This window comes from Clostridium sp. AF32-12BH, assembly GCF_003477935.1.
Classification (GTDB): Bacteria; Bacillota; Clostridia; order Lachnospirales; family Lachnospiraceae; genus Brotaphodocola.
Map to the genome: position 1 here is coordinate 312903 of NZ_QUEH01000002.1, position 10817 is coordinate 323719.

A 10817-nucleotide genomic window follows, 5' to 3' on the forward strand; every position below is an offset into this window, starting at 1 on the left:
ACCTCAATCAGCTAAATGGTTCAGCTGGCTTTCTGTGTCTTCATACCACGCTTCAAACATATCATCCGTGCTATACTGTGCTACTGCATCTGCAAGGGAACTTCCCTCTGCAAGCAATGCCTGTACCTGTTCCCTGTTTGCTTTTGCCAGTGCAGGTAATGTCGAATCGATTATCTTTCGTGCATCATTCGCATGTTCAAAAGGTTTTGTCGTATACAGTTCGTACTGCTGTACCTGAGGAATCGCTGTATGGAGCATAGCTTCCAGTTTTGGATTCAGTTCCTGCCCGGATTCCTTAAAATAATTGTTGATTTCTTCCATATTATTGGCACTTACTTTCACAGGAAGATAACCGGATGCAGCAGAAAAGCATACATTCTGTTCGTCCTCAGTCAGCCATTTCAAAAAGGTCACGGCAGCTTTTTCTGTTTTTTCATCGGCATCGAACATGACAACACCTGCCCCCTGCTGGACTGCACATGCCTCAGTTCCCTCAAAATTCGGAAGAGGAAGCTGACTGCAGGTAATGTCCTCAGTTGTACCATCGTCGTAGGTAACCTGCTCCGGTGTATAAGCAGCCCCACTGGTAGACCCCACATATGCGGCAATCCGGCCAGTCTTTAAGTCATCGCTCCGGAACTTTCCTTCTGCAAGATAATAACCACTGATATAAGGTACATAATAATTATCCCAGAGTCTGCGCATCGTTTCTTTCTCTGCATCGGTTTTTATTGCACCATCTTCACTTACATAAATCGTATGTCCAAGCTGATGACTTCCGATCAGCATGTAGTTTGCAAAAGAATCCCGACCAAAGAATGCCTGCCCGTCGTTTGGCTCCTCTGTTTTCGCATCCGTCCATTCATAATAACTTTTGGCTGTCTGTGCCAGACCTTCCCAGGTAGAAAGATTTTCCAGGGATGCACCGGTTTCCTTTGCAAATGGCTCCCAGGCAGTATTGTTGAGTGTCAGGACCTCGGTTGACTTTGCAATTGGGAATATCATCATGGAGGATTCCGAACCGAAATTGCCCTCTTCCACATAACCGGACACATAACTGTTATATTCCTCGTCTGTCAAAAACGGTCTGTAGTCCACAAGCAGGTCTTTTTGATACAGTTTATATGCCGTATCCGCATAAGAAGAACACAGATTCGGCAATGGATCGCTTCCTGTTTTCCCATCCATGCTGGCAGTAATTGCATCTTCTAATTCCGTGACACTGCCTTTGCTGAATGTTTCCACAATAATTTTCTGATCCAGTCCGACAGTATCATTGAACTTCTGAACCAGCTCATCGAATTGATCCTTCTGCGCTCCATTGTAATAATGCCACATGGTAATGTGTACCGGTCTGTCGTCCGGTGCTTCAGACTGGCTGCATGCAGTCAGCACAAAAGTACCCGCCAGCAGAATCGGAAGAACAACGTTTTTCTTCATAGTATGATTCACCTGACCCCTCCCCTTGTTTGTGCTTATTTTTTCATTACTATTTATCATACCACAAACCCTTTATCTTTCCAACGATTTCCGTTATACTTATGGAAAGAATTATAAACTTTCAGATATACAGGAAAAAGGATACAAAACTCGACAAAAAAGGAGAAATTATGGAAATTGAACGAAAATTTTTAGTCTCAGCACCACCCTCAGATTACCATTCCTGGGAATCCATTTCCATGGAACAGGGATATTTGAGTACCAATCCGGTAGTACGGGTCCGAAAGGAAAATGAAGCATATTTCCTTACCTACAAATCCAAAGGTCTCCTGGCACGGGAAGAATACAATCTTCCGCTCACCAAAGAATCCTACGAACACCTGCGTTCCAAAGCCGACGGAATCATCATCACCAAAACACGCTACAAAAAGCCCATAGAAGGCACCAGTCTCATCATCGAACTCGATGTATTTTCCGGCGTATACGAAGGGCTTATGCTCGCAGAAGTAGAGTTTTCTTCCATCGAAGAAGCGAACCGCTTTACACCGCCTGACTGGTTCGGAGAAGATGTCACACTCTCTGGAAAATACCAGAACAGCAGGCTTAGCCAGGGAGCTAAATAACAATATTGTTAACGTAATAGGACCGTGAAAGTTGCCTTGGGCAACTTTCACGGTCCATCGTTCTTTCCAAGAAATGGTTATTGGATATCGATGACGCTCATGACATCGGACACATCCACTGCTTTGTCGATCAGTCCGTTTTCTAACATCCAGTCGATGTTCTCCTGCCAGCATTCTTCGGTCTGACTTAAAAACTCTGCGGAGTCTGTTTCCATGAGCGGAAGCAGCGTCTTGCAGGACTGCTCTTCTACACTCTGGGTCAGCGGGAAGTTTGCCTCGTTCTGGTTGTTCATTAAGATCGCAAGGCAGCCATCCGGATCGGCCTTGAAATCGTCAAAACCTTTCTTGGATGCACGGAGGAATCCTTCTACCACTTCCGGTTCTTCTTCCAGCAGCTTGTTGTTAGTCAGGAACACTTCTTCATAGTAATTTGGGATTCCATATCCGCTTACCGGGAAATAGTTTAATTCGAAGCCTTCTTCTTCCATCTGCGGAACCTCGTGGTTCACCAGACAGCCGATCGTGGCATCGACATTGCCGGTCGTCATGGAGCTCATCAGGTCAAAACCAACGTCGACCAGATTGACGTCGGAAGCATCCGCACCCACATACTCCATCATGCATTTTACCAAAGATTCACTTAATACGGTCCCGCCGTAACCAATGGTCTTTCCAACCATATCTTTCGGGCTGGTGATGTTTTTATCCTTCAGGGAAAGGATGATGTTCAGCGGAGACTGTACAATGGCTCCGATGGAACGGATCGATGCCTTCTGGTTTGCCACTGCCTGGATCAGGTCCTGCTGGTAGTACATGCCGATTTCGGCTTTTCCGGCAGCTACCATGGAAAGTGCATCGTTTGCGTTAGCCGGGAAACGGATCTGAACATCCAGTCCCTCTTCCTCGTAATAGCCACGCTCAATCGCGGTATAAAGGAAAGTATGGATGGCGTTCGGATACCAGTCCAGAACCACATTCACTTCGCGGAGATCTTTTTTCTCATCTTTTGCAGCATCAGAAGCCTGTTCTTTGGTCTCTGCGTCGCTTGCTTCTGCTTTGCCGGTAGTTTCAGCCTGTGCAGAGGTCTCTGCCGGTTTTGCGCTGTTTGAGCAGCCGGAAAGAGCTGCGACGGTCATAGCTGCTGCGGTAAATGTTGCGATCAAAGTTCTTTTTTTCATAATGTTAAAGTCCTCACTTTTATGTATTATTCGTGTCATCTATCGTTGTTCATTTGTCCATAACTTTTTTCATTGCTGCTCACGCATGCGTGCCAGCAGGCATTGAATCCTGGAAAGCCGGATTCTTCTTTATCTATAAATCATTTCTCCAGCGGATCATCCGCTTTTCCAACAGTGTGACAAGCCACACAAAGAGCATGGCTACCACCGACAATAACAAAATCGGTGCAAAGACTCCGGCACCATCTAACTGCGTCATCATACGGCGGCTGAAGTAGCCGAGTCCATTCTGCGCCCCAAGCCATTCGCCAATTGCTGCTCCGATGATGGAAAGCGGTACTGCCATCTTGATCGCGGAAAAAAAATACGGCAAAACTGCCGGTACTTTCAGCTTCCAGAAGATCTGGACAGGGGATGCCCCGAAGGTAAAGAGCAGCTCTTCCATCTCGGTTTTTACGGACTGAAAGCCGTCAAACACGGTGATGGTGATCGGGAAAAAGGTAATGAGTACCGTAACCAGCACCTTTCCCCAGATGGAATAGCCGAACCACAGCACAAAAAGCGGAGCCAGGGCTGTAGTTGGGATGGTCTGTGACGCGATGATGAGCGGATACAATGCCCTTCTTGCGGTATCATTGGCATCCATCAAAACAGCAAGACCTAAGCCAAGCACAATGGAGATGCCAAGGCCAATCGCTACCACAGACATGGTTGCCGGCAAATGTGCCGTAAAAAGCGGTTCCCGAAGTTCCCAGAGCCGTACCAGGATCTGGATCGGGGAAGGGAGGATATAAGCCGCATTCACACCCATTGCTGCTGCCTGCCAGAAAAACAGCAGGAGAAACATTAAGATCATAGCCGGAAGGCTGGAATTGTTTCTGATTTTCTTTTTCACGCCTGGTTCCTCCTTAACATCTGGATCAGTTCTTCTTTTAATGTAAGGATTTCCGGACGTGCCAGTTCCTCCAGGGTCCGCGGATAGGCGGCCGGAACTTCAATGGAGCGCAGGTGGGTCATCGGTGTTTCCTCGACCACCAGGATCCTGCCGGATAAGAAAAGCGCCTCTTCTACATCGTGGGTGATAAATAATACCGTTTTCTGGTCCTGTTCCCACTGTTTTAACAGCCACTCCCGCATGGAAAGGCGTGTCAGATAGTCGAGTGCGGAAAATGGCTCATCGAGAAGCAGCAGATCCGAGCCGGTCAGAACGGTCCGCGCAAAAGCTGCCCGCTGACGCATGCCGCCGGAAAGTTCTCTCGGACTTTTCTCTCCCCAGTCGGAAAGACCGACCGAGACCAACGCTTTCTCTGCCCGTTTTTCCATTTCTGCTTTCGAAATCCCACCCTGGATTTCAAGCGGAAGCATAATATTTTCTTTCACTGTTCTCCACGGAAACAAAAGGTCATGCTGCGGCATATAGCCACAATAGTTTTTTTGTGTTTCAATCGGATTCCCATTGACCCGGATGGTTCCCTGATCCGGGGAAAGAAGCTTGTTAACCAGTCGGAAGATCGTACTTTTTCCACATCCAGATGCGCCGATCACACAGACAAATTCGCCATCCTGTACCTGAAAGGACAGCTGGTCCATGATCGGATACGCATCGGTATCGTACTGGAAACACACATGATCAAATTCCAGCATCCTAATCCCTCATTTCCCATGCCATGTCCCAGAACGCCATTTCATAACGGGAGCAGGCTTTAAAAATATCAATCAGATGGTCCATCTGTGCCGGAGTACACTCTGCAGCAAGGCGGTCCATCAAACAGATCAGGGTCTCATTTTCCTCGTGGTAGGAATCGCTCGCATAGCCGGATACCCACTCTCCGTAAAACGGATGATCCTTCGCATTTGGATTATGCTGCACAAGTTCCTTTGCGATCGCCTCATAGCTTAATGCACAGGAAAGGATGGCTGCCATAACCTCTGCTTCTCCCCCTTCATAAGCTGCCCTTAACATATAGGAGGTATAAGAACGGTTATCAAGGGATACCGGGGTGGTTTCTGCCTCTTCCTGGGTAATGCCGAGCCGTTTCATGTAAGTGCGGTGAATGTCCATCTCCCCGTCTAAAATGTTATGTGTATAGGCTGCAAACAGCTTCATCACGGTTAAGTCCTTTGCCTTGGCCGCACCAATGGCAAAGACTCTGGTATAATCGATCAGATACAGATAATCCTGTATCATATAATAGCGGAATTTTTTCTGGTCCAGGCTACCATCACCGATCCCAGTCACAAACGGATGGTTATGGTACCCTGCCCAGATGTCTTTTACAGACTCTAAAAGCTTCTCGGTCGGTGTCATACTCATGCTTCCTCCTTGGCAAAGCCTTTGCCGCAAAATTCGAATGCATGATTCATCGGGCCGGAGCCGGCTCCCAGATCCAGCATGGCAGCAAGTGCGCCGGAGATGTATGCCTTTGCCTGCTCTACTGCGGTATCCAGATCATATCCCTTTGCCAGATTGGAGGCAATGGCGCTGGATAAGGTGCAGCCGGTGCCATGGGTATTCGGGTTATCAATCCGTTTTCCATTAAACCAGCGGTATCCGCCATCCCGGTATAACAGGTCATTCGCATCATTTAACTGATGACCGCCCTTTAAAAGAACGGCGCAGTGATACGTCTCACTGATCTTTTTCGCTGCTTCGATCATTTCCTCTGCCGTGGTGATATCCATATCGGAAAGCACCTTTGCTTCCGGAATATTTGGTGTCAGAACCGTTGCAAGCGGGAACAGACACTCCTTTAAGGTTCCGATGGCATCGTCACTAATGAGTTTTGCGCCGCTGGTTGCCACCATCACCGGATCTACTACAATATTTTCTGCTTTATATTCTTTCATTTTTTCTGCAATCGCCTGAATGAGGCCTGCAGAGGAAACCATGCCGATCTTCACCGCGTCCGGGCGGATGTCCGTAAAGACACTGTCAATCTGCTGCTTCAAAAACTCGGGTGTTACTTCAAAGATTCCCTGGACTCCGGTCGTATTCTGGGCTGTCAGCGCAGTAATTGCACTCATGGCATAAACACCATTTGCAGTCATGGTCTTTAAGTCAGCCTGGATTCCGGCGCCTCCGCTGGAATCACTTCCAGCGATCGTTAATGCTGTTTTCATTTTCATGATGAAACTCCTCTCATGCATCCATATTTTTTAGGCGGCTCAAGGTGGTGCCCCCAATGCACCGCCGCAAAGAAAAAAGAGTTGCCGGGCACACCTTCATGAAGCGTAAAAAAAGAAAAGTGGAACCGCGCAGGGACGCAATTCCACTTTCTGTTTTTATCCAGTCACAGTCACTTCCTACGTTGGCATGATCCAAATCAGGTATACGGGTCCTGGCGGTCTCACAGCCAGCTCTCAGCCTGTTTCCACAGGCTCCCCGGTACTTATGTTCTATTTTCTTTACAAATAATACTATACGCAGATTCGGATGTTTTGTCAAGTATTAGCATCCCTGATATAGATCCTTTTCGGAATGCAAATGAAGTTCCACCTATGATGCCAGATGCGCAGTTCTCGCAATGATCGCATCCTGTACCGTCTTATCCAGTTCCGTAAAATAAGCCATATATCCGGCTACGCGAACAAGGATATTCCGGTAATTCTCAGGATTTTCCTGTGCTGCCCGCAATGTCTTATCATCCACTGGATTGATCTGGATATGCTGTCCATCATGCTGTACATATTCCCGGATCACACTTTCTATGATTTCAAGTCCTTTTTCTCCTGCTATACCGCTTGGATCGAAACGCAGATTCATACTGGATCATTTGGGGATCAATGGAATGCTGCTGTTTTGCCTGTTATGCACGATCTGTGGATTTTTCCTGATTCAGTTTGTGACGAGGATTCACAAACAGACTCCCTGAAAATTGATCCGGCGAAATCCCTGAACCTTTCGACTTTCTCTTTTCAAAATCCGACGAGCGCTGTATAATAAATGAGAATCAAATTCAGCAAAGAGAGGAAATTCTAATGGAAAAAAATGACATTATCCTGATACATGGAACCAATTACAAGCAGATGGCAAAAAAAGTCATGGAAGCAGCCAACGTTGCAGAGGACATCGGTGATAAAAAGAAAAAGATCGCTTTAAAACCGAACCTGGTTACCGCAAAAGCTCCTTCCAGTGGCGCGACCACCCACAGTGAGCTTCTTGCCGGTGTCATTGAATATCTGCAGGAGCATGGCTTTGAGAATATTACCATTATGGAAGGCTCCTGGGTTGGAGACCGTACCGGGGAAGCATTCCGCGCAGCAGGCTATGACATGGTCTGCGACCGTTACCATGTTCCGTTTGTTGACCTTCAGCGCGATACCTGGAAAGAATACGATGCAGCAGGAATGAAAATCAAACTCTGTGACAAAGCAGCTGCTGTCGATTACATGATCAATATGCCGGTCTTAAAGGGTCACTGCCAGACTACCGTAACCTGTGCCTTAAAGAACAACAAGGGTGTAATCCCGAACCAGGAAAAACGGCATTTTCATACCATGGGACTTCATAAGCCGATCGCACACTTAAATACGATCGCCCGCAACGACTTTATCCTGGTAGATAATATCTGCGGCGATCTGGACTTCGAGGAGGGCGGAAACCCGGTTGTCATGAACCGTGTTCTCGGCTTCAAAGATCCGGTGCTTTGCGATTCCTTTGTCTGCGACAGCATGGGCTATTCCATCCAGGATGTTCCGTACATTCCGCTTGCGGAAAAACTTGGTGTTGGAAGCAGTGATACCGCACATGCGAACATGATCTACTTAAACCAGCCTGATCAGGCCGGAGTCAAATTCCGCATGACTCACCGTGTTCAGAAGCTGGCAGCCTACACCGAGCCGAAGGATGCCTGCAGTGCCTGCTACGGTTCCCTGATCTACGCTCTGGACCGTTTAAACGATGCTGGTTACCTGCGCCGCGGTCTTCCGTCCGTTGCCATCGGTCAGGGATATCAGAACATGCCGGAAGGATGTGCAAAGATCGGTGTCGGTCGCTGCACCAAGTGCTGTGAGAAGAGCCTCACCGGATGCCCGCCAAAAGCAGCAGATATTGTCGAATTCCTGAAAGATAACTGGAAGTAAGCATAGTCTTCTTTCATACATAATTTGTCGGATATATAGCCAAAATGAGAACGCATAAAAAACTGCGTTCTCATTTTTTATTGATCTTTCTTAATATTGTTTTGCATCTGTTTGCAAGTAAACCGACAGAACCTGTATCAGCTCTTGCACCCCGATCGGCTTTGCAATATGTGCATTCATACCGGCAGCCAGAATAAGGCTCTGACGGCATTTTCGAACTTATCGTTTCTTTTGTACATATGCGATAAATTCATCTTCCGGCATTGGTTTCGCATAATAAAAGCCCTGAATCTCATCGCATTTCAATTCTTTCAATATCTCCAGTTGTTCTTTTGTTTCTACTCCTTCCGCAACGACCTTCATATTCAGCAATTTCGCAAGCATGATGACCTGCTCTACTAACGTCTTCCCCTTTGCTTCACAGATATGGTCGATCAGGCTTTTATCAATCTTTAAAGCACTAAACGGCAGCTGGTTTAAGCTGATCATGGAGGAATACCCCGATCCGAAATCGTCCATATGCAGTTTGAATCCTGATTCTACCAGCTGTCCGGCTGTCTTGCGAAGCCGTTCCCCATAAATCGCAGCCGATTCTGTAAGTTCCAGTGGAACACAGGAAAACGGAATCTCATTTTCTTTCACAATATTGATGTATTGCTCTGCGACTCCATCCCGGAGGATACTGGACCTGGAAAGATTTACAGAAATCGATAATAACGGTTTTTGTGAATGGATCATTTTTTTCTGTAACTGGCAGACCTTCTTAAAGACATACTCATCCAGTTTTTCAATCTGACCATCTTTTTCATAAATAGGGATAAATCTTCCCGGCGGCACCATGGTGTCATCCGGTCGTTTCCACCGGACCAGGGCTTCTGCTGCAACAACCTGTTCCGTGAGGATATCAATTTTCGGCTGGTAATAAACCGTAAACTCCTGGTTTTCAATCGCACTTTCAAAACTATTTTCCATAATTTGATCACGGATCCGTTTTAAAGCCACATCTTCCGTATAGTATGCGACATCCGAGTCATAACTTTCCATAATGGTTTCGATAGCCAGTGACGCATAATCACACATCGTTGAGATCGGCAGGTCATGGTCTGCATCTTCATAAATGCCATATTTTACCTTGACACCATGAATGGGTGCATTCGCTGCAATCTTATTGGCCGTATCGACCAGTTTCAAATGATCCAGTTTTTCATCCCCGTAAAACATACAGACAAAAGAAGTGCTCCCTTTCCGCGCAATCAGTCCATCTTCTAATTTTTCACTGTAACAGGATGCCAGATAGCATAAATATTCATCCGCACGTTTTGTCCCGTAAATGCTGTTCACCAGCTTAAAATCTTTGATCTTTGCCACAATGATCTGCATTTTCTTGTTTGGCTTGAAACTCATGATCTGTTTCGCATAATGTAAAAATGCCTGTTCTGTATAAAATCCTGTGAGTTCATCCCGTTCTACTGCCTCCAGCGTCAGGGATGATTCCTTCAGGCGGATCACGTTGCGGATTCTTTTCCGGATGATATCGGAATTGTAAGGTTTCGTGATAAAATCAGATGCTCCCATATCCAGGCACAATAATTCTGTATCAATTCCATCCTTTACCGTAATAACGATGATGGGCACAGAAGAAAGCAATGCATCTTCCCTTACTTTCTTTAAAAATTCAAAGCCATTCATGACAGGCATCTGAACATCCAGCAAAACCAGGGACAATTCCTTATAATGATCCGACAGCAGCTGATAGCCCTCTTTCCCATTCTGCGCCGTGATAATTTCATAACGGTCTTCCAGAAGAGCACTTAACATTTCCCGATTTAACGCATCGTCCTCTACGATCAGGATTTTTCGTTTCCCTGTTGCTCCACTGAATTTCATCATGATTCCAAGTTCATTCAGCCGGACATCTTTGTCCTCACTTGCAAAAGCAAAGATAATTCTCTGGAATGTGTCAGCATCTCCCATTCTGGCACATTTCATACGGTAAAATGATATTTCATTATTTCGTTTTACACGGTAATGAATCGTAAACTGCGAAGCATGCTGCAGTTGCCGGCAGACATTGTCAAGTTTCGTGGCAACTTCCATTTTTTCTTTATCGTCCTGCAGCACATTGGCATCTATATAACGTTGCATCGCAATTTTGTATGGTTCTTCCTCATGCAAAACTTCTTTTACACCGACATCGGCATTTTCATATCGGTAAATATCTACACTTTCACCATCCCGGCTCACACAATAGATATTACTAAAATCTTCTCCAAGTACATTGATGATATCAGAAACGACGACGATTTCGTTGTCGACTGCTATGTTTTTCTCGTGTTTGTTTTTGGGGGCATTTGTCATATATAGTTCCCGTCTTTCTGAAATTGTAAATATACCAAACATTATACCCCCCCCGCAAGGGAGTGTCAATTCATTAACATGGTAGATATGAAACGCCTAAAATGAAAATTTAAATTCCACTTCTCCAAATGGCGGT

General features: G+C 46.1%; 10 protein-coding genes and 1 riboswitch. Of the genes, 2 read left to right on the top strand and 8 right to left on the bottom strand.

The window, feature by feature from the left end; all coding sequences use genetic code 11:
- Positions 1–3 precede the first annotated feature (3 nt).
- Entirely contained in the window at positions 4–1440 is a 1437-nt protein-coding gene (locus DWZ40_RS03065) for an extracellular solute-binding protein (RefSeq protein ID WP_182431605.1), read from the bottom strand.
- A gap of 170 nt (positions 1441–1610) precedes the next feature.
- On the opposite strand from DWZ40_RS03065, the gene DWZ40_RS03070 reads away from it, so the two are divergent.
- On the top strand, positions 1611–2063 hold the full coding sequence (locus DWZ40_RS03070; RefSeq protein ID WP_118540650.1) for a CYTH domain-containing protein: 453 nt from the start codon (positions 1611–1613) through the stop codon (positions 2061–2063).
- 77 nt (positions 2064–2140) lie between these two features.
- Here DWZ40_RS03070 and DWZ40_RS03075 read toward each other — a convergent pair whose 3' ends face one another.
- The 6 genes from DWZ40_RS03075 to DWZ40_RS03100 form a co-directional block, all read right to left on the bottom strand.
- The gene (locus tag DWZ40_RS03075) at positions 2141–3241 is read right to left on the bottom strand and encodes an ABC transporter substrate-binding protein (RefSeq protein WP_243035172.1); all 1101 of its coding nucleotides are present in this window, start codon (positions 3239–3241) and stop codon (positions 2141–2143) included.
- 133 nt (positions 3242–3374) lie between these two features.
- Positions 3375–4097, bottom strand: a complete 723-nt coding sequence (locus DWZ40_RS03080) for an ABC transporter permease (RefSeq protein ID WP_118540708.1) — start codon at positions 4095–4097, stop codon at positions 3375–3377.
- A 35-nt stretch (positions 4098–4132) separates the two neighbouring features.
- The gene (locus DWZ40_RS03085) at positions 4133–4885 is read right to left on the bottom strand and encodes an ABC transporter ATP-binding protein (protein ID WP_118540652.1); all 753 of its coding nucleotides are present in this window, start codon (positions 4883–4885) and stop codon (positions 4133–4135) included.
- Between the two features lies 1 nt (position 4886).
- Positions 4887–5555: a thiaminase II gene (gene tenA / locus DWZ40_RS03090; RefSeq protein WP_347560030.1), complete on the bottom strand. Its 669-nt coding sequence runs from the start codon at positions 5553–5555 to the stop codon at positions 4887–4889.
- Positions 5552–6361, bottom strand: coding sequence for a bifunctional hydroxymethylpyrimidine kinase/phosphomethylpyrimidine kinase (gene thiD / locus DWZ40_RS03095; RefSeq protein WP_118540709.1), 810 nt, complete (start codon positions 6359–6361; stop codon positions 5552–5554). Before thiD ends, tenA begins: the two co-directional genes overlap by 4 nt.
- A gap of 163 nt (positions 6362–6524) precedes the next feature.
- Positions 6525–6636: riboswitch (TPP riboswitch) on the bottom strand.
- A 101-nt stretch (positions 6637–6737) separates the two neighbouring features.
- A complete protein-coding gene (locus DWZ40_RS03100; RefSeq protein WP_118540656.1) occupies positions 6738–7004 on the bottom strand; it encodes a glycine radical domain-containing protein in 267 nt (88 codons plus the stop codon).
- A gap of 215 nt (positions 7005–7219) precedes the next feature.
- On the opposite strand from DWZ40_RS03100, the gene DWZ40_RS03105 reads away from it, so the two are divergent.
- Positions 7220–8323, top strand: a complete 1104-nt coding sequence (locus tag DWZ40_RS03105) for a DUF362 domain-containing protein (protein WP_118540658.1) — start codon at positions 7220–7222, stop codon at positions 8321–8323.
- Positions 8324–8542: 219 nt separating this feature from the next.
- Here the strand turns inward: DWZ40_RS03105 and DWZ40_RS03110 are convergent, their stop codons facing one another.
- Positions 8543–10723: an EAL domain-containing protein gene (locus tag DWZ40_RS03110; RefSeq protein ID WP_243035174.1), complete on the bottom strand. Its 2181-nt coding sequence runs from the start codon at positions 10721–10723 to the stop codon at positions 8543–8545.
- Between the last annotated feature and the right edge of the window lie 94 nt (positions 10724–10817).

Excerpts from the sequence above, each read along its gene's own strand:
- DWZ40_RS03065 (WP_182431605.1), bottom strand. The coding sequence starts at position 1,440 with ATGAAGAAAAACGTTGTTCTTCCGATTCTGCTGGCGGGTACTTTTGTG.
- DWZ40_RS03070 (WP_118540650.1), top strand. The coding sequence starts at position 1,611 with ATGGAAATTGAACGAAAATTTTTAGTCTCAGCACCACCCTCAGATTAC.
- DWZ40_RS03075 (WP_243035172.1), bottom strand. The coding sequence starts at position 3,241 with ATGAAAAAAAGAACTTTGATCGCAACATTTACCGCAGCAGCTATGACC.
- DWZ40_RS03080 (WP_118540708.1), bottom strand. The coding sequence starts at position 4,097 with ATGATCTTAATGTTTCTCCTGCTGTTTTTCTGGCAGGCAGCAGCAATG.
- DWZ40_RS03085 (WP_118540652.1), bottom strand. The coding sequence starts at position 4,885 with ATGCTGGAATTTGATCATGTGTGTTTCCAGTACGATACCGATGCGTAT.
- tenA (WP_347560030.1), bottom strand. The coding sequence starts at position 5,555 with ATGAGTATGACACCGACCGAGAAGCTTTTAGAGTCTGTAAAAGACATC.
- thiD (WP_118540709.1), bottom strand. The coding sequence starts at position 6,361 with ATGAAAACAGCATTAACGATCGCTGGAAGTGATTCCAGCGGAGGCGCC.
- DWZ40_RS03100 (WP_118540656.1), bottom strand. The coding sequence starts at position 7,004 with ATGAATCTGCGTTTCGATCCAAGCGGTATAGCAGGAGAAAAAGGACTT.
- DWZ40_RS03105 (WP_118540658.1), top strand. The coding sequence starts at position 7,220 with ATGGAAAAAAATGACATTATCCTGATACATGGAACCAATTACAAGCAG.
- DWZ40_RS03110 (WP_243035174.1), bottom strand. The coding sequence starts at position 10,723 with ATGTTTGGTATATTTACAATTTCAGAAAGACGGGAACTATATATGACA.